Source organism: Sphingomonas sp. Sphisp66, from assembly GCF_047324325.1.
In the GTDB taxonomy this organism is placed as follows: Bacteria; Pseudomonadota; Alphaproteobacteria; order Sphingomonadales; family Sphingomonadaceae; genus Sphingomonas.
On sequence record NZ_CP168508.1, the window covers coordinates 342,225 to 362,935 of the forward strand.

The window sequence follows — 20,711 nt, forward strand, 5'->3', positions numbered from 1 at the left end:
GGCGGCAAGTCAATTCCCGTCGGCGACCGGCTCGACCGTGAGAAGCGTGGTGCTGACCTTTTCCAGCCCGCCGGCGCGGATGCGCAGGGTCTTGCTGTTGCGGGTGATCAGCCCGGTGCGGGGATCCATTTCGGTGATGCGCTCGAGCGTCACGCCTTCGCCGGTGGCATTGACGGTGCTGCGCACATGCCCGCCCGGAAGCGCCGTGACCGTCCGCATGCCGTCCAGCGGCGCGGTGCCGCCATAGGTCGAGCGGCCGGGCAGGCGGACCGGGGCGCTGCCGGGCGTCATCGCCTCGTCGGGGATCACCGCCAGCACCAGCGAGGCGAGCATCGCGCGCTGGCGCTCGGCCGGCATTGCGCGCAGCGGCGCGGCGATACGCGCCGCGAGCTTTTCGCGCTCCAGCGGGGCGAGGGTACGGCGCGCGGCGGCGGCCTCGGCGACGCGCTGGCAGAACCGGTCCCACAGCGCGGGCATTTCGTCGATCGCGGTGACTGCGCCGGCACGATCGAGATGGAAGAGGATCGTCCGACCGGCAAACGCGCCGAAGCCGGCTTCATAGAGCGCCCCGCTGGTGTCGGTCGTGTCGCCGGTTGCGGTGCGCAGGGTCACCTCGGCGCGATAGCCTTCGCCCTCGCGCAGGAAGCGGAGCGCGCGCTCCATGCGATAGATGCGGGCATCGTCGCGGCGCTCGGTGACCACGTGCATCGGCGCGTCGAGCGGCGGGGAGAAGCCGGCCACGCTTGCCTGGAGGACAATCGCGGCGAGCAGCATCAGCGCGTCTCGGCTTCCACCCAGGCGCCGACATCGGCACCGGCAGTGGCGGTCCAGCTCTCGATCACCGGCAGCTCATAGGGATGGAGCGCGGCGATCCGTTCGCGCAGGCGGTTGGCGAGCATCGGGCGGGTCTTGAACAGTACCGGCACTTCCTCGGCGCGCTCCAGCTCGCCGTGCCAGAGGTAGAGCGAGGTGCAGGGCGCGAGGATATTGGCGCAGGCGGCGAGGCGCTCGGTCAGCACCGTCTCGGCGACGCGCTCGGCATCCGCCCTGGTGGCGAAGGTCACGTAGAAGAGCGCGAGCTCGCTCAAGCGCGGTTGCTGCCCGCGACATGGGCGCCCCAGACGGTGGCGATCACCACCAGCGCGCCGGTGAGTTGGTGGAGCGCGGCGAGCCAGATCGGCATGCCGGCCATCACCGTGGCGATGCCGAGCAGGATCTGGGTGCCGAAGGCGCTGTGGATCGCGATCGAGGCGCGGCGGTCGGCGATGCGCACCTTGCGCGAAAGCACGACCAGCGCCGCCACCGTCACCCAGGCCCACCAGCGATGGATGAAGTGCACCACTGCCGGATCGGAGAGAAGAATATGGCCGAGGCTCTGGCCGGCCTGGCTGACGCCGGGGAAGAACCGGCCGTTCATCAGTGGCCATTGGTCGGTCACCAGCCCGGCGCGCAGGCCCGCGACCAGCGCGCCGTAGAAGAGCTGGATGGCGAGGATGGCGAGCACCGCAGTGGCGAAGCCGGTGAGGCGGGCCGGACGGGCGCGGGAATTGCGCTTGAGCGCCAGCAGGTCGAGCGCGGTCCAGACGATGCCGCCCAGCGTGAACAGCGCGGTCATCAGATGCGCGGCGAGCCAGAAATGATCGACCGCGGTGCTGGTCTTGTTGAGGCCCGACTTGACCATCCACCAGCCGAGCGCGCCTTGCAGCCCGCCGAGCGCGAGCAGCGCAACCAGCCGCCAGCCATAGCCTTTGGGGATGGCGCGGCGGATGGCGAACCAGATCAGCGGCAGGGCGAAGGCGAGGCCGATCACCCGGCCGAGCAGCCGGTGGAGATATTCCCAGAAGAAGATGTTCTTGAACTCGGCGAGCGTCATGCCGCGGTTCAGCTGCTCATATTGCCCGATCTGCTGGTAGCGGGCGAACTCGGCCTGCCACGCGGCTTCGGTGAGCGGCGGGATGGTGCCGGTGAACGGCTTCCACTCCGTGATCGAAAGGCCGGATTCGGTGAGGCGGGTGATGCCGCCGATCACCACCATCAGCACGATCAGCGCCGCGACGGCGAACAGCCAATGGGCAAGGGCGCGGGGGCGAGCGGAGGCGGGAAGCGAAGTCATCTGCAGCACGGGCTGAGGTGTAGTTCCGAAGATGGGCGATGGCGAGTCCTGCGCCCGTCCTGCGCGCACGGCTTTGACCGACGGCAAATCCGGCGCCCTGCGACAGATCGGAAACACATGTGCTATTGATATGATAATTAATCGTGATGTACGTCTGGGGCGCTGCACCGGCAAGGACCGGGCAGGATCCGGCGCCATTGGCCGGAGAAGTGAGAGGGGTACGCCATGAAGCCTGCACATATCGGCCGTTTCCTGAGCCGCGCCTGCGGCGCCGCGATCGCGCTCGCCGCGACGGCGCTGCCGGTCCACACCGGCGCGCAGACCGTGCCGGGCGTGGTCAAGCCGCAGCCGACGCGGCCGAACGTGGTCGTCATCCTGCTCGACGATGTCGGCTTCTCGGACGTGGGCGCGTTCGGCAGCGAGGTGCCGACCCCGAATATCGACGCGCTGGCCAAGGGCGGGCTCTCCTTCACCCAATTCTACAACAGCGCGCGGTGCAGCCCGTCGCGTGCCTCGCTGCTCACCGGCACCTATCCGCACCAGGCGGGACTCGGCCATCTCGAGGGCGTCGACGTACCCGAATCGCAGGGGCTGAAGAGCAAGCTGCTCGACCGGGTGGTGACGCTGGCGGAAGTGGCGAAGTCGGCCGGCTACTACACCGCGATGGCGGGCAAATGGCATGTCGGCATCGGCCACGGCGTCGGGCCCTGGCAGCGCGGCTTCGACCATTCGCTGACCACGCCCTATGGCGAGCTTTATTATCCGAACCAGCCGCAGCCGATCGCGCAGAACGTGTTCATCGACGGCGAGAAGGTGCCGGCCAATTCGCCGCGGGTGGGCACGGGCGACTGGTATTCGTCGGACATGTTCGTCGACTGGCAGACCAAGTTCTTCAAACAGGCCGAGAGCGAGCACAAGGCCTTCTTCCTCTACATGCCCTTCACCGCGGCGCACTTCCCGCTGATGGCGCCGGCGGAGGACGTCGCGAAGTTCAAGGGCAAATACATGCGCGGCTGGGACGTGATCCGGCGCGAGCGGTTCGAGAAGCAGAAGAAACTGGGGATCATCGCCGCCGATGCCGAGCTGCCGCCGGCACTCGCCAACAGCTATGATTGGGACAAGCTGACCGCCGAGGACAAGGAGCGGTTCGACACGCTGATGGCGGTCTATGCCGCGGTGATCAGCCGGGTCGACCGTGCGATCGGCACGCTGGTCGAGCGGCTCCGGGCGTCGGGCGAGCTCGACAACACGCTGATCCTGTTCATGTGCGACAATGGCGGAAACGGCGAGAGCGGACCCGATGGCCGGCTGAACGGCAAGGGCACGCCGGGCAGCGCCCAGTCGGTGGTGTGGACCGGCATGAACTGGGCGACGATGCAGAACACGCCCTTCCAGTATTTCAAGCACTTCACCGAGGAAGGCGGCATCGCGACGCCGCTGATTGCCTATTGGCCCAAGGGCATCGCGGCGGAGCAGCGCGGTACGAAGGTGACTGCGCCCGGCCATCTGATCGACGTGATGCCGACTCTGGTCGAGCTGAGCGGCGCGACCTATCCAACGAAGTTCAACGGGCACGATATCGTGCCGATGCAAGGCCGCTCGATGGTCCCGGCCTTCACCGGCAAGCCGCTGACCCGCGACAAGCCGATCTTCTGGGAGCATGAGGGCAACCGTGCGGTACGCGATGGCCAGTGGAAGCTGGTCGCCCGCTTCCAGCAGCCCTGGCAACTGTTCGACATGGCGAAGGACCGCGCCGAGATGCACGACCTCGCTGCCGCCCAGCCCGAGCGGGCAAAGAAGATGGCGCAGCAATGGGATGCCTGGGCCGCGCGCAGCTATGTCGATCCGTGGCGCGAGGAATATGACCGCAACGGCAACGGCCAGCCCCGGCAGAACTGGGGCGGCTGGGAGAAGATCGCGCGACCCTATGCGCTGAAGCCATGACGCTATTCCAATTTTAGCGATTCGCGCGCGCCGGGCTTGCGCGCATAGTCCGGCAAAACGGGTCGGCAAGGGGGATCGCACATGGGCAAGCGTCTGACGCGGCGGCAGGCAATCGGCGGGGCGGTGGTGGCGGGCAGCCTGGCGAGCTGGCCCGGCCTCGCCACGCTGGCGGGGGCGTCGACGACGCTGTTCCGCGAAGTGCTGCTGATCGATGGGACGGGCAGGGCGCCGCGGCTCGCCAATGTGCTGGTGGCGGACGACCGGATCATCGGGATCGAGCCGCCTTCCGCCACGGGTGACGCGACGCGCGTCGTCGCCGGTGAGGGGCGGGTGCTCGCGCCCGGCTTCATCGATATGCACAGCCATGGCGACCCGCTCGAGGACAGTTACGAGGCGTTCCTCGCGATGGGCGTCACCACGATCACGCTGGGGCAGGACGGCAGCGGGCCACGGCTGGGCAAGGACCTCGATCCCCGACCCTGGATGCAGGCGGTCGACCGGGCGAAGATCGACGTCAACGTCGCGCTGCTCGCCAGCCATGGGACATTGCGCCGCGCGGCTGGCGTGGCGGATACGGTTCGCCGTGTCGATGCCGCGGGACTCGCGCGGATGGCGGCGCAATTGGAGGCCGAGCTGAAGGCGGGGGCGTTCGGCCTGTCCTATGGCCTGGAATATGTGCCGGGCATCTATTCGGAGACCGCCGAGCTGACCAATCTCGGCAAGGTCGTCGCGCGCCATGGCGGCGTGGTGATGAGCCATATGCGTTCGGAGAATGACGAGGAGATCAAGGCCTCGATCGACGAGCTGATCGCCTCGTCATTGCCGGCGCGGCCGCATATCTCCCACCTGAAGGTGGTGTTCGGGAAGGGCGAGGCGCGGGCGCGCGAACTGCTCGCCTTCCTTGCCGAGAAGCGCCGCCAGGGGATCGACCTGACCGCCGACCAATATCCCTATGAGGCCGGCTATACCGGTATCGCGATCCTCTTCCCGAAATGGGCGCTGCCGCCGACCGACTATGCGAAGGTGGTGGCCGCGCGCCGGCAGGAGCTGCGCGACTATCTGGTCCAGCGGATGACCCGCCGGGGCGGGCCGGAAGCGCTGCTGATCGGCACCGCGCCCTATGCCGGCAAGACGCTGGCCCAGGCGGCGCAGGAAGCCGGGCTCCATTATGCCGACTTCCTGATCAAGATCGGCCCGCAGAGCGGATCGGGCGCGCATTTCACTCAGGACAAGGCACTGCAGGACGTGCTGCTGGTCGATCCCTTCGTCGCCTTCTCGACCGATGGCGGGCCTGGCATGCGCCACCCGCGCGCGACCGGCACCTATGCCAAGCTGATCGAGGAATATGTGGTACGCGACCAGAAGCTCAGCATCGAGGAGATGGTGCGCAAGGGCACCGGCTTCCCCGCGCATATCCTGCGGCTGGCCGATCGCGGGGTGATCCGCCCGGGGATGAAGGCGGACCTGATCCTGTTCGATCCGAAGCGGGTCAAGGCGCGCTCGACCTATGTCGATCCGTTCGCAAAGGCGGAGGGGTTCGACCTGGTGATGCTGGGCGGCACGGTGGCCTATGAGGGTGGCGTGCGGGTAGGCAAGAGCGGGCGACTGTTGCGGGCGCGCTAACCGCGTTTTCCCACCTGCTTTTCCCCGGCGAAGGCCGGGGCCCAGACTAAGCAGTGCGCGGCGAAGACGCGCCAAGGCGCGTGACTTTCAAGTCTGGGCCCCGGCCTTCGCCGGGGAAAATCTCATTTCGAACCGGCGCCCTTCGCCACCGCCTTGCACAGCCCGTCCGTCGCCAGCGCCACACGCGATTCCGGCATGTCGCGGTTGGCGGGGGCATTCTCCACTCCGCGCGTCTCGGTGTTGAAGGTGAGCAGGCTGCCGATGTGCTGGTCCGGGCACAGGCTCAGATAGGCGCGGAAGCCGTTCTGGTCGCCGTTGTGGCCGATGATGCGGATGCCGTCTGCTTGATCGAGGAAGAAGGACAGGCCGCTCCAGGTGGTGCTGGCCATCCGCCCCTGGGTGAAGTCCTCGCCCGCCGAGATCTGCGGTTGCCACATCTCTTCGAGCGAGCTGCGCTTGAGAACCAGGTCGTTCGTCGGGTCGCCGAGCAGGAAGGCGATGTACTTCGCCATGTCGGGCAGCGGTGCGTTGAGGCCGCCGTTCGACACGGTGACCCCGGTATCGGCATCGAAGGGTGCCGCCACCCGCTTGCCGTCCCGGATGTAATAGCTGTGGGAGCGGTGCGGCAGGAGATAGGGCGGCGTCCGGTCGAAATAGCTCGAGGTCATGCCGAGCGGGCGCAGGATGTTCTTGTCGACATAGACTTCGAAATCCTCGCCCGAGAGCCGCTCGATCACCTGGCCGAGATAGACGATGCCCGGGTTCGAATAGCTGAACCGGCTGCCGGGTTTGAACTTCACTTCGGTGTACGGAATCATCGCCTTGAGCTGCTCCCAGCCCGGCGGCTCGAAGGGCTGCCACTCCTTGTCGCGCCACGGCCAGGTGCCGTTCCGGAAGCCCGCGCTGTGGCTCATCAGCTGGCGGATGGTGATCGCGCTCGGATCGCCGAACGGATCGTGCACCCCGGCCAGCTCGGGCACATAGCGGATGATCGGATCGTCGAGCTTGAGCAGCCCGCGGTCGCGCAACTGCATGATCGCGATGCCGGTCATCGACTTGGTGATCGACGCCCAGTGATAGATCGTCGCGGCATCGACGGGCACATGCGCATCGGCATCCTGCTCGCCGATATGGTCGGCCACGATCGTGCGGCCGTCGCGGACCAGGTAGAAGCTGCTGCCGGCGATCCCGGCCTTGGCCACCTCGGCCCGGTGCAGCGCGCGGAAATCGGCGACGGCCTTATCGAGCTCGCGGTCCTGCGCCGCCGCCGGGGTGGCGGCGAGGGCGAGCAGGAGCAGCGCGGCGCGCCTCATGCCGGCCTCAGCGTTGTGCGGCTGGCGGCGCGGGCATCGACCGCGGCACGGCTGAACGGCATGGGCTGCATCTGGCCGTTGGCCCAGTTGCGATACTGGTCGCGATAATGGGGCGAGCGCGGATCGATCGACTGGCCGGGCAGGATCAGCATCAGCGAATTGTCCCAGGCGCCGACATCGATCACCTGGAGATAGGAGGCGCCGCCACCGACCTGCCAGCTCGACGAACCGAGCCAGCGCGCCATCACCGTATAGCCGTCGCCGCCCGAGCCTTCGCCCTCGATTGCCGGGAAGGCCCGGGCGATGGCGGGGATCGCCGAAAGCGGGTGGCGCAGCCGAACCTGGTGGAGCGTGCCATAGCGCCAGGCGGCAGGATCGGGGCCGAGCCTCTCGCGGGCCGAAGCCCAGGCCGAGACCAGCGCCGCATCGAGCATCGCGTCGCGCGCGGCGGCGGGGTCGGTGCCGAGTCGCGCATCGGGCCGGGCGAGCAGCTCAAGCAGCAGCGACGGGGCGATCGAGGGGATCAGGCCCTTTGCCCGCGGCGGGACGATCGCGGCGAGCATCCGCTTGCCAAGATCGCGCCAGGTCATCTCGAACAAGGCGGCGGCGCCACTGTCGCGGTCGATCCGGGCATTCCAGGCGCGCAGCATGTCGACCGCCGGCTTGGCGGCAGCGGAAGGGGTCGCCGGCAGCAGCGCGAGGAACTGGCGGGCAGGCGTCGACAGAGTGTCGTGCTGGAGGGCGACGCTGTCGGCGAGCGTGTGCTTGTCCTGTGACTTCAGCACATCGGCGATCCGATCGTAGCGATAGGGATCGCGGAAGGAGAAGGCGGGAATGCGGTCGCGCGGCCAGTCGGCGGGCAGGTTGTTCTGGTTGGCCGAGGCGAACCAGCCTTTCGCAGGATTATACTCGCTTGGCAGCGACTCATACTTGCGGAGGCCCGTCCAGTCGTAGCGGCCGTCGCCGGGCACTGGGAGCAGTCCGTCGCCCTTTTTCCGCACCGGCGCGAAGCCGATCACCTGCCAGCCGGTGTTGCCCTCGACATCGGCATAATGGAAATTGGTCGGCGAGGGGTGCAGCTCGAAGGCCTTGCGCAGGCTCTTCCAGTCCTTGGCGAGGTTGATCGCGATCATCGCGAAGGCGCCGTCGCCGCCCGGCTGCATCGCGATGGTGGCGAGCGCGGTAGCGCGGCGCTTTTCCGGGTTCCAGGAGAGGACCGGGCCCTGCACCGAATAGCGAAGCGTAACCTTGGCGGGCGCGCCGCCCTTCACCGCGATCGCTTCCTCGACCTTGTCGAACCGCTTCCAGCCGCCATCGTGGCGGTAGCGCTCGGGGTCGGCGGGATCGAGCTCGAGGATGAACAGGTCGCCCTGGTCGATATGGAAATTGGTGCGGCCAAAGGCGAAGCGATCGGTATGGCCCTGCATGATGCCGGGCAGTCCGGGCGCGCCACCGCCGATCAGGTCGAGCCCCGGCGCGGTCAGATGGGCGATGTGGCGCGGGCTGAACCCGCCGATGCCGAGATGCGGGTCGTTCGCCAGGATCGGCCGGCCGGTGGCGGTGCGCGACGGCGAGACCGTCCAGGCATTGCTGCCGGCATTGGCGCGCTCGGCCGAGGCGGCGGCGGGATCCTGGCCGGTCAGCTCGGCCCAGGGCAGGCCGTCGATATTGAGCACGCCGAGATCGGCCGGGCTCACCGCACCGGCATCGAGCCCCTCGGGCACCTGCATCTTCCAGGCCGGACGGAGCGGCGCGATGACCGCGTCGAGATCGAGCATGCCCATCGCGGCGAGCTGGGCGCGGCGGACCTCGTCATCGACATTGCCGCTTGCCGCCTCGCGGGCACGGACCAGGTCGCGCAGGCCCCAGCGGATCGGGATGACCTGGAGGATGCGATATTCGAGCGGGAGCAGCGACGGGTCGGCGATCACCTCGTCGATGCGCGCGTTGATCCCGGCGATATAGGCCTTGGCGCAGGCGAGCACGTCGGCCGGCACGCGGCGCAGCTCGGCGTCGATGTCGCCGCGATAATGGAACAGCCGGGCGTTGGCGTCATGCCTGGCGAAACGGGCGCCGAACGCCTCGGCGAGGCGGCCGAGCTCGCGGCGATGCGACAGGTCGATCTGGAACAGCCGGTCGCGCGCGACGACATAGCCCTGGCCGAAGAATGCATCGGGGATGGTCGCGGCGCGGATGTGCGGCGTGCCCCATTCGTCGTCGACGATCTCGATCGGCGCACTCGCGCCGCGGACGCTCTGCTGCTGGGTGGTGACCAGCCGTGGCCTGGCCGCTGCGGCGGCGCTGGTGAGAAGCGCCGCGCTGGAGCTCAGCAGGAAGGCACGGCGGTTCAGCATCGACTATTCCCCGGGTATCGCTTTGATCGGGGAGGGTGATGGGTGCGGGCGCACCTGTCCATCGGAACAAAGGTTCGACGGACATAACCTCGGGCTATTGGGGCGCTTCATCTAGCCTCTCCCCTCCGGGGAGAGGGTTGGGAGAGGGGCATGGACTGAGCGTTCAGGGTCGGCGGGGGTGGGCAGGACACACTGCCCCGCTCCCCGACCCACTCCCCGCAAGCGGGGAGAGGGAGAAGGGTTACGCCCTCGCCCCGTCGCTCACGGCCGTCTCGTTCCAGCGCAGTGCCTTGAGCACCGTGTCGACGATATTCTCGGCCTGGAGGCCGGCCTCGGCATATTGCAGCTCGGGCTTGTCCTGGTCCTGGAACACATCCGGCAGGCGCATGGTGCGCAGTTTGAGGCCGGCGTCGATCAGGCCCTGGTCGCTCGCCATGGTCAGCACGTGCGCGCCGAGGCCGCCGATTGCGCCTTCCTCGATCGTCACCGCCACTTCGTGCGTGGTGAGCAGGCGGCGGATCAGCTCCTCGTCGAGCGGCTTGGCGAAGCGCAGGTCGGCGACGGTGGTCGACAGGCCCCTGGCCTCGAGCGTGTCGGCGGCCTTGAGCGCCTCGGCCAGGCGCGTGCCGAGCGAGAGGATCGCGACGGTCTTGCCCTCGCGGACCACGCGGCCCTTGCCGATCTCCAGCTGTAGCGGGACGGCGGGCAGTTCGACGCCGGTGCCGTTGCCGCGCGGATAGCGCACGGCGATCGGGCCGCTGTCATGCAGCGCGGCGGTGTGGGTCATGTGGACCAGCTCGGCCTCGTCGGCCGCGGCCATCACCACGAAATTGGGAAGCGTCGCCAGATAGGTGACGTCGAAGCTGCCGGCATGCGTCGCGCCATCCGCGCCGACCAGGCCGGCGCGGTCGATCGCGAAGCGCACCGGCAGGTTCTGGATCGCCACGTCATGCACGACCTGGTCGTATGCGCGCTGCAAGAAGGTCGAGTAGATCGCGCAGAAGGGCCGCATGCCCTGCGCGGCAAGGCCGGCGGCGAAGGTCACCGCATGCTGCTCGGCGATGCCGACGTCGAAGCTGCGATCGGGGAAGGCCCGAGCGAAGCGGTCGACGCCGGTGCCCGAGGGCATGGCGGCGGTGATCGCGACGATCCTGGGATCGCGCTTGGCTTCCTCGATCAGCGCGTCGCCGAACACGTTCTGATAGGCGGGCGGCCCCGGCGGCGCCTTGGCCTGGGCCCCGGTGATCACGTCGAACTTCTGGACGCCGTGATACTTGTCCGCCGCCGCCTCGGCCGGGGCATAGCCCTTGCCCTTCTTGGTGACGACATGGACGAGGATCGGGCCCTCCGCGCTGTCGCGGACATTCTCCAGCACCGGGATCAGGTGGTCGAGATTATGGCCGTCGATCGGGCCGACATAATAGAAGCCCAGCTCCTCGAAGAGCGTGCCGCCGGTGACGAGCCCGCGGGCGAACTCCTCGGTCTTGCCCGCCGCGGTGGTCAGGCGGCGCGAGAACTTCTGGATCGCGCGCTTCGCAAGGCTGCGCAGGCCCATATATTCGGACGACGAGACCATCCGCGCGAGATAGGCGGAAAGGCCGCCGACCGGCGGAGCGATCGACATGTCATTGTCGTTGAGGATCACGACGAGGCGATTGCCCGCTGCCTCGGCATTGTTCATCGCCTCATAGGCCATGCCGGCGCTCATCGCGCCGTCGCCGATCACCGCGATGCCCTTGCCCGGCGTGCCGGCCAGCTTGTTGGCGACCGCGAAGCCGAGCGCGGCCGAGATCGAGGTCGAGGAGTGCGCGGCGCCGAACGGGTCGTATTCGCTCTCGCTGCGCTTGGTGAAGCCCGACAGGCCACCGCCCTGGCGCAGCGTGCGGATGCGGTCACGCCGGCCGGTGAGAATCTTGTGCGGATAGCATTGATGCCCGACGTCCCAGATCAGCCGGTCGTCGGGGGTGTTGAAGACGTAATGGATGGCGACGGTCAGCTCGACCACGCCGAGGCCGGAGCCGAGATGGCCGCCGGTGGTGCCTACCGCGCTGATCGTCTCGGCGCGCAGTTCGTCGGCCAGCTGGCGGAGCTGGTGCGGCTGGAGCTTGCGCAGGTCATCGGGCGTGTCGACGGTATCGAGCAGCGGCGTGCTGGGTAGATCGGCCATCCGACTGCCCTTACTCCTCCGTTTTCACGAAGTCGAACGTTGCGGTTGTGGATTTTTGGTGCAGGCGGCGCCCTAGGAGAGCGATCAGTCGCAATCCGCGCATTTGCCGCGCACTTCGATCACCGGGCGCTCGGGCGAGAAGCCCGTGCCCTTGGCGGCGGCGCGCACCGTCTTGGTGATCGAGTCGTCGTCGATATGCGTGGTCTGGCCGCAGCTGTCGCAGACCAGGAAGATGCAATCGTGCAGGCAGTCCGGGTGCGTGTTCGCCATATAGGCGTTGGCGCTCTCGACCCGGCGGGCGAGGTTCGAGCCGACGAACAGGTCGAGGATACGGTAGACGCTGTTGGCGGCGACGCGGCGGCCCTCGGCCTTGGAGACGGCCTCGGCGATGTCATAGGCCGAAGCCGGCTTGTCGAAGCCGGCCAGCGCCTCGAACACGCGCTCGCGCATCGCGGTCCATTGCTCGCCGGACTTCTCCAGCGTGCTCTGGGCGACCTTGGTCAGCTCGTTGCCGTGATGCTCGTGGTGATCGTGCGCGTGCATGGTTTCAATGTAGGCCCGCGGGGCCTTTGCGGCAAGCTCAGTAGGTGGCGCGGCGGTTCAGGTCGTGGCCCAGCGCGACCAGGCTGACGCCGACCAGCGTCCAGAAGATCTCGAAATCGCCGTGCGGCAGCGAGAGCGCGCCGCCCATGATGCCCAGGCCGAAGGCGCCGACGATCGCTGGCGCCATATAGCCGTGCGACATCACGCCCTTGACCAGCGCGAAGGCGCCGAAGCCGATCGCGAGGGTCAGGCCGACCTCGTGGATCGCCGGGTTGAGCAGGCCGCCGGCCGAGGAGATGACGGTGAGCAGGATGGTGGTCGTGACGCAGTGGACCAGGCACAAACCGCTAATCCCGATCGCGATACGATCGAGACGCGCATCAAGCTTTCCCCATACATGGGCCAGCGGGAGACTCACCGACATGAACGGGGATATAGGGCAAGCGGGTTAAAGATACAACATAACATCGCGACTTCTTCGTCATCCCGGCGAAAGCCGGGATCTCAGGCGGCGGCGCGATACGGCACGAGATCCCGGCTTTCGCCGGGATGACGGAATAAGGAGGGGTGTCAACCGAGCAGCCCGTGGCCCTTCGCCCAGGCGAGGAACAGCTCTGGCCAGGCGTGTGCCGGCTTGCCCTGGGTGCGGGCGCCCCAGCCGAAGCCGTGCCCGCCCTGCTCGAAGATATGCGTCTCGACCGGCACCTTTGCCGCCTTGAGCGCGGCGCGGAAGAGCAGGCTGTTCTCCACCGGGACGACGTCATCGTCCTCGGCATGGACGAGGAAGCAGGGCGGCGTGCGCTTCGGATCGACTTGCTTGTCGGGCGAGTAGAGCTCGACCTCGGTCGCGCTCGGCGTCTTGCCGATCAGCTGGGTTCGCGAGCCGGCATGGGCGAAGGGCGGCGCCATCGTCATCACCGGATAGATCGGCGCGGCCAGCAGCGGGCGGGCGCTGACCGCGTCGATCGCGTCCTGCATAGGGCCGACCGCGGCGTCGATGCGGGTCGCGAGATCGGCGCAGAGATGCCCGCCGGCCGAAAAGCCCATTGCGCCTATCCGCTCGGGATCGACCTGCCATTGCGCGGCCCGGTGGCGGATCAGCCGCATGGCGCGCTGGGCATCGGCAAAGGGCACGTTCCAGCTGTTGCGCCACGGGTCGCCGGGCAGGCGGTAGAACAGCACGAAGGCAGTGATCCCGCGCGCGGCGAGCCAGGTGCCGAGCTCATAGCCTTCCTTGTCGACCACCACCCGCGAATAGCCGCCGCCCGGGATGACGAGCATCGCGGCGCCGTTCGGGTTGGCGGCGCGGAACACGTCCAGCCGCGGCGTGCGGATGTGGTCCATCGCCCGGTCGGGGAAGTTCGGATCGGGATTGCGGACCAGGACATGGTCCTGAAGGCCCTTGTCGAGCAGGCCGGGCGCCTCATTTGGCCAGATCGGGAAGCTGGCATCGGGCTTGACCGGGCCGGACGGCGCGCCGGTCGCTGCCCTGGTAGCGAGCGGGAGGAGCGGGCCGGTCAGGCCGGCGGCGAGCAGGTCTCGGCGATCCATGATGCCGGTCTAGCCGCAAGCAGGACGTAAGGGAAAGGGGCGCGGGTAGGCCGGGTGACGCTCTAGGGTACGCCACCCGGCCACGCCCGCATTTCCTATGTAGAGGATTTGCGGGCAGTTACCAGTGTCGTGCGCCGGTCGGCAGCGCCGGCGCGCCGAATCTCATGCGTGCTGGCCCAGATAATGGGCCTGCGCGGCTTCCGTGGCGTTGATCGCGAGGATCGAGCGCGCATCGGCGGCGGTGCGGACGCGGCCCGAACGATCGGACGCGGCATCGAGCACCCGGTCGAGCAGCGCCTGGCCCTCATGCCACCAGCCGATGCCGCTGGCCGCGTTGAGATGCCCCTGCGGGCCGGCATCGACGAAGAAGCTGCCCCAGCGCTTGGCGAGATCGCGGGCGCGGTCGATCGAGATCCAGGGGTCGTCCTGGCTCGCGACGGTGATCGAGGGGAAGGGCAGCGGCTTGGCGGGGACCGGCGCGAAGCCGGCCAGTTCGGGCTTCACCTCCGCCCGGTCGACATCGGCCGGGGCGACGAGCAGCGCGCCCGCCACCGGCCAGCCAAAGGGCTGGGGCGAGAGCTCGGCCCACCAGGCGACGGCGAGGCAGCCGAGGCTGTGCGCGGCGAGCACCACCGGCGCCTGGGCGCTGCGGATCGCCTGGTCGAGGCGCGTCACCCAGGCGTTGCGATGGGGCGTGTCCCACATGCCGAGCTCGACCCGGCTGGTGTCGGGGCGGGATTGCTCCCAGAGCGTCTGCCAGTGCGAGGGCCCCGAGCCACCGAGCCCGGGGACGGTGAGGACGAGCGGGGAATGGTCGTCAATCGGAGCGAAGATGGTCATCGTTGCGCACTCCAAGGGAGAGCAGGCCGGAGTGCGCAATTTATTCCTACTAATTAGATAGGCAATAGGCGCTGCGCCGGGGCGAAGGCCGGTTGCGCCGAGCCGTTGATCAGGGGGTTTCGTAGAGCGTCTGCTCCGCCGCGCGGCGCTTCTGCAGGCCGGGCATCACCTTGCCGTCGGCATGATCCCAGAGCGGAAACTGCGCCGCGGCGCCGGCATAGTCGCCCTGCTTGTGGAGCTTGAGCAGCGTGCTGCTCGAGAGATTCCCGACGCCGAGATTATAGGCGAAGTCGACCAGCGCATCGAACTGGTTCTGGCTGGTCGGCGCGCCCCCCTCGAGCAGCGACGAGACCTGGGCGGAGAAGCTGGTGAGGCTCGACTGCAGCCGCGCGTCGCACTGGGCCTGGGTCCACACCGTGCTCTCGGTGATGTCCGATCCGGTGGAACCCCAACCGATCGTCCAGGGCTCGCCGCCGGTGCCGGGATCGGGATAGGCCTTGAAGCTGCCGTCCGCCTGCTTCTGGGCGCAACCTTCGAACTCCTCGACGAGCGACACGCAATTCTGGCTGGGCGTCATATCCGGCTCTCCCCTTGTCGCGCCATCCTGCCCCAGCCGCCCGGCAAAGGCGCGCGGCTTTGCATCCGAAGCGGTTGCACCTAAGGAGCCTCCATGCCCAAGCAGCGTGCCGACCAGATGCTCGTGGATCGCGGCCTTGCCGAGAGCCGCACCCGCGCCCAGGCGCTGATCATGGCCGGCCTGGTCTTCGCCGGCGACCGCAAGGTCGACAAGCCCGGCCAGCAATTCCCCGAAGAGACCCAGCTCGAGGTGAAGGGGCGCGACCATCCCTGGGTGTCGCGCGGCGGGATCAAGCTCGCCCATGCGCTCGACCATTTTGGCTGGGACGTGACCGGGGCGGTGGCGATCGACGTCGGCTCCTCCACCGGCGGCTTCACCGACGTGCTGCTGAGCAAGGGCGCCGCGCGCGTCTATGCGGTGGACAGCGGCACCAACCAGCTCGCCTGGAAGCTGCGCCAGGACCCGCGGGTGATCGTCCACGAGCAGACCAGCGCGCGCATCCTGACCGAGGCGCATATCCCCGAGCCGGTCGACATCATCGTCTGCGACGCGAGCTTCATCTCCCTTGCCAAGGTGCTCGAGACGCCGTTCCGCTTCGCCAAGCCCGGCGCGCGGCTGGCGGCGCTGATCAAGCCGCAGTTCGAGGCGGGACGCGGGGAAGTGGGCAAGGGCGGGGTGGTCCGCGATGCCGCGGTGCACGAACGCGTCTGTCGCGAAGTGTCCGACTGGGTCGCGGCGCAGGGCTGGACGGTGCACGGCATCACCACCAGCCCGATCACCGGGCCCGAGGGCAATGTCGAATTCCTGATCGGCGCGACGCGGGAGTGATGCATCCAATCCTCCCCCGCCAGGGGGAGGATAGAGATGATCGAAAGCTGGAAACATAACGGCAACGCTTGCCTTTCGGCGCGCTGCAACATAGCCCTTGCGCCCGCAGGAAATAACCGGAGGCCGCATTGAGGGAAATCGCATCGAAGGGGCAGCTGAGGCTCGCCTATCTGCGATGGGCCGTGGTCACGGTGCCGTTCATCCTGCTGCTCGGCTTCACCTCCGCGCGGCTTGCGCCGTCGGGCAGCGACAATCCCTGGTTCGCGCGGCTGGCCAAGCCCGCGATCATGCCGCCCGAATGGGCGTTCCCCGCCGCCTGGACGACGCTCTACATCCTGATGGGGCTGGCGCTGGCGATGATCATCAACGCGCGCGGATCGACGCTGCGCGGTCCGGCGCTCGTCGTCTTCGCGGTGCAGATGGCGGTGAACCTCGCCTGGTCGCCGGTGTTCTTCGGCATGCACCAGGTGGTGGCGGCGCTGGCGATCATCGGCGCGCTGTTCGTGCTGGCGCTGATCACCTTCCTGCTCTTCGCCCGCATCCGCACCCTGGCGGCGCTGTTGCTGGTACCGTATCTGGCCTGGATCGCCTTTGCCGGCGTCCTGCTCTATCAGATCCACGAGCTCAACCCGAACGCCGGAAGCCTTGTATCCGCGCGTCCGGCTGACGAAATACAGATCAAGTGATCGCGTAAGGAACGAGACATGCAGACCGACAACCGCCTGTTCGACGATTTCGTGAAGTTCGTGAACGGCGCGGCAGGCACGCTGGCCGGCGTCGCCCGCGAGACCGAAGGCGCTGCGCGCGAGCGCGCCCGCGAGTGGATCGGGGGCATGGACTTCGTCAGCCGCGAGGAATTCGAGGCGGTGAAGGCGATGGCCGTGGCCGCGCGCGACGAGAATGACGCGCTTGCCGCGCGCCTCGCCGCGCTGGAGGCACAGCTGGGCGGCGGAAACGCCGCGGCGGCGGCTCCCAAGGCGGCCAAATCGCCTAAGAAGCCTACGGGACAAGCATAAACACCTTGTCCACAGCTTTTGCGCAGGGTTGCGAACCCTGCGCTTGTGCGGGCCCGGTACGGTTGGCAGATTCTGGCCAAGCAATCCGGCCCCAGTGGAGAAACTGATGCTCGACGAAGCGGAATTCGACCGCGACGACGCAGCCCCTATCGACATGCTCGAAAGCTATTTCGCCGCGCATGGCTGGACCCACAGCCGCGAGGACGACGAGATCGTGGCGAAGGTCAAGGGAAGCTGGACGGAGTATGAGCTTCGCGCGATCTGGCGCGAGGATGACGGCGTGCTTCAGTTCCTCGCCTTCCCGGACATCCGCGTGCCCGACGAGCGCCGCGCGGCGGTCTATGAGACGATCGGCCTGGTCAACGAGCAGCTGTGGATCGGCCATTTCGAGCTCTGGTCGCAGAGCGGCATCCTGCTGTTCCGCCATGCCGCGATGATCGACGGCGACGAGCCGACGCTCAGCCTCAACCAGGCCGAGCTGCTGGTCGAGAGCGCGATCGACGAGTGCGAGCGCTTCTATCCCGTGTTCCAGTTCGTGCTGTGGGGCGGCAAGACGCCGGCCGACGCGCTGGCTTCCGCGCTCATCGAAACCCAGGGCGAGGCGTGAGCGCCAGGCCGGCTGCGTTTTCCTGCTCCCCGGCTTTCGCCGGGGAACGGCTTCGTCTGGCACGGATCGGAAATGACACTCTCTAGTCTCTGGCTGGTCGGCTGCGGCAACATGGCCGGCGCGATGCTGCGCCGCTGGATCGAAGCGGGAACGGTGGATCCCGCCAAGGTCTTCGTCGTCAACCGCCAGGACCGCGACCTGCCCGCGGGCGTGCGCCAGGGCCGCGCATTCCCCGAAGGGCCGTTGCCCGACGCGGTGATGCTCGGCATGAAGCCGCAGCAGATCGACGAGATCGCCGCGACGCATGGCGCCCGCATCGCCGGCGTGCCTTTGCTCATTTCCATCCTCGCCGGCGTCGAGCTGGCTTCGCTCGCGGACCGGTTCCGGGCCGGGGCGATCGTCCGCGCCATGCCCAACCTGCCGGTCGCGATCGGCAAGGGCGTGGTCGGGCTGGCGGGCGACCGCAGCGACGCCGTCGACGCGCTGATGCAGCCGCTCGGGCTGGTCGAATGGGGCGACGAGGCGGCGCTGGACCGGCTCGGCGTGCTCGCCGGTTGCGGACCGGCGTTCGTCTATCGCTTCATCGACGCGCTCGCCTCGGCCGGCGTGTCGATCGGCTTTGGCGAGGAGCAGGCGCTGCGCCTTGCCGTCGCCACGGTGGAAGGGGCGGGGCTGCTTGCCGCCCAGGCCGATGCGTCGCCCGCGGTGCTCGCTGACCGGGTCGCCAGCCCCGGCGGATCGACCCGCAAGGGGCTCGACGTGCTCGACGCCGGTGATGCGATCAAGGCGCTGCTGCGCGCCACGCTCGATGCATCGGCGCGCCGGAGCGCCGAAATGGCCGCCGCCGCCCGCCGCTGACCGGAATCCTATAATCCTCCCCCGCCAGGGGGAGGTGGCGCGCGTAGCGCGACGGAGGGGGCGGTGGACGAGCCGATTGTTCGCAGCTTACCTCCCCCTCCGTCAGCCCTTGGCTGACACCTCCCCCTGGCGGGGGAGGATTGGATTTGGTGCGCCGTGCCCTTGCGTGTTGCGTCCGCTTACCGGAACGCCCGCGCGCCTCCGCCGTTGTTCCGCAGATAGCGAAACATCGGAGGCGTAGCATGACGACCACCACCGCGACCCGCGACAAGAGCGGCCGCTTCACCGGATCGAAGCGCACCAGCGCGACCAGCAATCTCGGCGTGATCGCCGGCGCCGCGGCGGGCGGCATGGCGCTGGGCGTGCTGGCGCTGCTCGGGCGCAAGGCGGTGGTCCAGGCGCCGACCGCGCTCGCCGGCAATTGGGACGAGGCACTCGCCACCGAGCATGAGGCGACCCGCAAGGTGTTCGACCAGATCGAGGCGACCGACGAACGCTCCACCACCAAGCGCAACCTGCTGCTCGCGCATCTCAAGCACGCGCTGATGAAGCATGCGGTGGAGGAGGAGAACGTCATCTACCCGGCGCTGCGCGAGGCCGGCCAGCGCGACGCTGCCGACGAACTCACCAAGGAACATGGCTATGTGAAGCAGTATCTCTACGAGCTGGAGAACACGCCCACGGCCTCGCCCGACTGGATCGCCAAGGTTCGCGAATTCCGCGCCGCGATCGAGGAGCATATGGAGGAAGAGGAACTCCGCCTCTTCCCGATGCTGCGCGCCCGGCTGAGCGACGAGAAGAACAAGGCGTTGACGCTGTCGATGAACAAGGAAGGGTTCAAGGTGGCCTGAGGCCGTATCGACATTCAGCGAGGGCTTGTCGGAGATGTATCCTCCCCCGCCAGGGGGAGGTGTCGGCCTTTAGGCTGACGGATGGGGAGGTGAGCAGCCAACTATCGGTTCACTTACCTCCCCCTCCGTCGCGCTACGCGCGCCACCTCCCCCCCTGGCGGGGGAGGATAGTTGAATGTCGACACGCCCTGAGGCCATTCCCGCTGTGACGGCAGGAAAAGGATAGCGCTAACAATTGCTTGTCGACAGGCGGTGCCGTTTCGCTAGAGGAACGGCATGCGCACGCTCCGTTTCCTGCTCGCCGCCAGCCCGCTCGTCCCGGCTCTTCTCCTCTCCGTTTCGCCGGTCCGGGCCGGGCCCGCTGCCGCCCAGGCACCGGTTGCCGCCATCGAAGCATGGCTGGCCCGGCCCGATGCAGCGCGGCGGATCGACGATCCCGCGCTCGCCCGCCCGCTCAGCCGCGCCGAGGCGGACCGCGCGCTGGCGCTGCTTGGTGCCGAGCATCTGCGCGCGACCGCGGCGCGCTATGCCGATGCGGTCGCCGCGAAGCAGATCACCATCGGCGACAAGACGCTGAAATGGGAAAGCAAGACCTTCGGCAACGCGGCGCCGGGCAAGCGCAGCCTGTGGATCTCGATGCATGGCGGCGGCAATGCCGAGCCGGCGGTGAACGACCAGCAATGGCGCAACCAGATCCGCCTCTACGAGCCGGCCGAGGGCATCTATCTCGCGCCGCGCGCGCCGACCGATACGTGGAACCTGTGGCACGAAGGGCATATCGACCCGCTGTTCCAGGCGCTGATCGACGCGCAGGTGGCGATCAACGGCGTCGATCCGGACCGCGTCTACCTGATGGGCTATTCGGCGGGCGGCGACGGCGTGTGGCAGCTGGCGCCGCGCATGGCCGATCGCTTCGCCGCGGCGGCGATGATGGCGGGGCATCCGAACGAATCCTCGGTGCTCGGCCTGCGCAACCTGCCCTTCGCGATCTTCATGGGCGGTGCCGACGCGGCCTATGACCGCAACAGGATCGCCGCGGACAAGACCGCCGAGCTCGACCGGCTGCACGCCGCCGATCCGGACGGCTATGTCCATATGTCGCGCATCTATCCGGGCCTGCCGCACTGGATGAACCGCAAGGACGCCGAGGCGCTGCCCTGGATGGCCGGCTTCACCCGCAACCCTTGGCCGAAGCGTATCGTCTGGCTGCAGGACGACGTGACGCACGACCGCTTCTACTGGCTGCACATCCCCGACGCGGCGGCGGCCAAGGCGGGCGACCAGATCGTCGCTTCGGTGGAGGGGCAGGTGATCACCCTGACGGGCACCGTCCCGGCAGGCACCGAGCTGCGCCTGTCCGACCGGCTGCTGAACCTCGACCGGCCGGTGAAGGTGATCGTCAACGGGCGGACGGCCTATTCCGGCAAGGTCGCGCGGACCGGGCTGGCGATCGAGCAGTCGCTGCGCGAGCGGGGGGATGTGGCTTCGGTGGCGACGGCGGTGGTGCGGGTGGATTGAGGGGGATG

Annotated in this window: 20 protein-coding genes; 9 read left to right on the forward strand and 11 right to left on the reverse strand. The window is 68.3% G+C overall.

The window, feature by feature from the left end; genetic code table 11:
- Nucleotides 1-9: 9 nt before the first annotated feature.
- Genes ACEN8G_RS01690 through ACEN8G_RS01700 form a run of 3 tightly spaced genes read right to left on the reverse strand, consistent with a single transcriptional unit; the run spans nucleotide 10 to nucleotide 2,113 of the window.
- Nucleotides 10-774, reverse strand: a complete 765-nt coding sequence (locus ACEN8G_RS01690; RefSeq protein ID WP_413417194.1) for a hypothetical protein — start codon at nucleotides 772-774, stop codon at nucleotides 10-12.
- Nucleotides 774-1,088: a divalent-cation tolerance protein CutA gene (cutA, locus tag ACEN8G_RS01695; protein WP_413417192.1), complete on the reverse strand. Its 315-nt coding sequence runs from the start codon at nucleotides 1,086-1,088 to the stop codon at nucleotides 774-776. Before cutA ends, ACEN8G_RS01690 begins: the two co-directional genes overlap by 1 nt.
- Complete coding sequence (locus ACEN8G_RS01700; protein WP_413417216.1) at nucleotides 1,085-2,113, reverse strand: COX15/CtaA family protein; 1,029 nt, start codon at nucleotides 2,111-2,113, stop codon at nucleotides 1,085-1,087. Before ACEN8G_RS01700 ends, cutA begins: the two co-directional genes overlap by 4 nt.
- Nucleotides 2,114-2,338: 225 nt before the next feature.
- On the opposite strand from ACEN8G_RS01700, the gene ACEN8G_RS01705 reads away from it, so the two are divergent.
- Both ACEN8G_RS01705 and ACEN8G_RS01710 read left to right on the forward strand, forming a co-directional pair.
- Nucleotides 2,339-4,057: an arylsulfatase gene (locus ACEN8G_RS01705; protein ID WP_413417190.1), complete on the forward strand. Its 1,719-nt coding sequence runs from the start codon at nucleotides 2,339-2,341 to the stop codon at nucleotides 4,055-4,057.
- A gap of 81 nt (nucleotides 4,058-4,138) precedes the next feature.
- Nucleotides 4,139-5,680 (forward strand): N-acyl-D-amino-acid deacylase family protein, encoded by a 1,542-nt coding sequence (locus tag ACEN8G_RS01710; protein WP_413417188.1) that lies wholly within the window; start codon nucleotides 4,139-4,141, stop codon nucleotides 5,678-5,680.
- A 122-nt stretch (nucleotides 5,681-5,802) separates the two neighbouring features.
- On the opposite strand, the gene ACEN8G_RS01715 is transcribed toward ACEN8G_RS01710, so the two are convergent.
- The 8 genes from ACEN8G_RS01715 to ACEN8G_RS01750 form a co-directional block, all read right to left on the reverse strand.
- Nucleotides 5,803-6,993 (reverse strand): serine hydrolase domain-containing protein, encoded by a 1,191-nt coding sequence (locus ACEN8G_RS01715; protein WP_413419212.1) that lies wholly within the window; start codon nucleotides 6,991-6,993, stop codon nucleotides 5,803-5,805.
- A complete protein-coding gene (locus ACEN8G_RS01720; protein WP_413419210.1) occupies nucleotides 6,990-9,347 on the reverse strand; it encodes a penicillin acylase family protein in 2,358 nt (785 codons plus the stop codon). Before ACEN8G_RS01720 ends, ACEN8G_RS01715 begins: the two co-directional genes overlap by 4 nt.
- Before the next feature lie 241 nt (nucleotides 9,348-9,588).
- Nucleotides 9,589-11,514 carry a 1-deoxy-D-xylulose-5-phosphate synthase gene (gene dxs, locus ACEN8G_RS01725; RefSeq protein WP_413416565.1) on the reverse strand — a complete coding sequence of 642 codons (1,926 nt, stop codon included), beginning with the start codon at nucleotides 11,512-11,514 and terminating at the stop codon, nucleotides 9,589-9,591.
- An 84-nt stretch (nucleotides 11,515-11,598) separates the two neighbouring features.
- Nucleotides 11,599-12,057, reverse strand: coding sequence for a Fur family transcriptional regulator (locus tag ACEN8G_RS01730; RefSeq protein WP_413416563.1), 459 nt, complete (start codon nucleotides 12,055-12,057; stop codon nucleotides 11,599-11,601).
- Between the two features lie 37 nt (nucleotides 12,058-12,094).
- Nucleotides 12,095-12,481 (reverse strand): MerC domain-containing protein, encoded by a 387-nt coding sequence (locus tag ACEN8G_RS01735; protein ID WP_307119938.1) that lies wholly within the window; start codon nucleotides 12,479-12,481, stop codon nucleotides 12,095-12,097.
- Between the two features lie 146 nt (nucleotides 12,482-12,627).
- Nucleotides 12,628-13,608, reverse strand: a complete 981-nt coding sequence (locus ACEN8G_RS01740; protein WP_413416561.1) for an alpha/beta hydrolase — start codon at nucleotides 13,606-13,608, stop codon at nucleotides 12,628-12,630.
- A 162-nt stretch (nucleotides 13,609-13,770) separates the two neighbouring features.
- Nucleotides 13,771-14,448, reverse strand: a complete 678-nt coding sequence (locus ACEN8G_RS01745; RefSeq protein ID WP_413416559.1) for an RBBP9/YdeN family alpha/beta hydrolase — start codon at nucleotides 14,446-14,448, stop codon at nucleotides 13,771-13,773.
- 109 nt (nucleotides 14,449-14,557) lie between these two features.
- On the reverse strand, nucleotides 14,558-15,025 hold the full coding sequence (locus tag ACEN8G_RS01750) for a lysozyme (protein ID WP_413416557.1): 468 nt from the start codon (nucleotides 15,023-15,025) through the stop codon (nucleotides 14,558-14,560).
- 93 nt (nucleotides 15,026-15,118) lie between these two features.
- On the opposite strand from ACEN8G_RS01750, the gene ACEN8G_RS01755 reads away from it, so the two are divergent.
- From ACEN8G_RS01755 to ACEN8G_RS01785, 7 genes are all read left to right on the forward strand, one after another.
- Nucleotides 15,119-15,853, forward strand: a complete 735-nt coding sequence (locus tag ACEN8G_RS01755) for a TlyA family RNA methyltransferase (protein WP_413416555.1) — start codon at nucleotides 15,119-15,121, stop codon at nucleotides 15,851-15,853.
- A gap of 128 nt (nucleotides 15,854-15,981) precedes the next feature.
- The gene (locus ACEN8G_RS01760) at nucleotides 15,982-16,539 is read left to right on the forward strand and encodes a TspO/MBR family protein (protein WP_413416553.1); all 558 of its coding nucleotides are present in this window, start codon (nucleotides 15,982-15,984) and stop codon (nucleotides 16,537-16,539) included.
- Between the two features lie 18 nt (nucleotides 16,540-16,557).
- A complete protein-coding gene (locus ACEN8G_RS01765) occupies nucleotides 16,558-16,869 on the forward strand; it encodes an accessory factor UbiK family protein (protein WP_413416551.1) in 312 nt (103 codons plus the stop codon).
- Between the two features lie 106 nt (nucleotides 16,870-16,975).
- A complete protein-coding gene (locus tag ACEN8G_RS01770; RefSeq protein ID WP_307119945.1) occupies nucleotides 16,976-17,476 on the forward strand; it encodes a YbjN domain-containing protein in 501 nt (166 codons plus the stop codon).
- A gap of 72 nt (nucleotides 17,477-17,548) precedes the next feature.
- A complete protein-coding gene (locus tag ACEN8G_RS01775; protein ID WP_413416549.1) occupies nucleotides 17,549-18,334 on the forward strand; it encodes a pyrroline-5-carboxylate reductase family protein in 786 nt (261 codons plus the stop codon).
- Nucleotides 18,335-18,576: 242 nt separating this feature from the next.
- Nucleotides 18,577-19,185: a hemerythrin domain-containing protein gene (locus ACEN8G_RS01780; protein ID WP_413416547.1), complete on the forward strand. Its 609-nt coding sequence runs from the start codon at nucleotides 18,577-18,579 to the stop codon at nucleotides 19,183-19,185.
- A 276-nt stretch (nucleotides 19,186-19,461) separates the two neighbouring features.
- Entirely contained in the window at nucleotides 19,462-20,703 is a 1,242-nt protein-coding gene (locus ACEN8G_RS01785; RefSeq protein ID WP_413416545.1) for a dienelactone hydrolase family protein, read from the forward strand.
- Nucleotides 20,704-20,711: the final 8 nt, after the last annotated feature.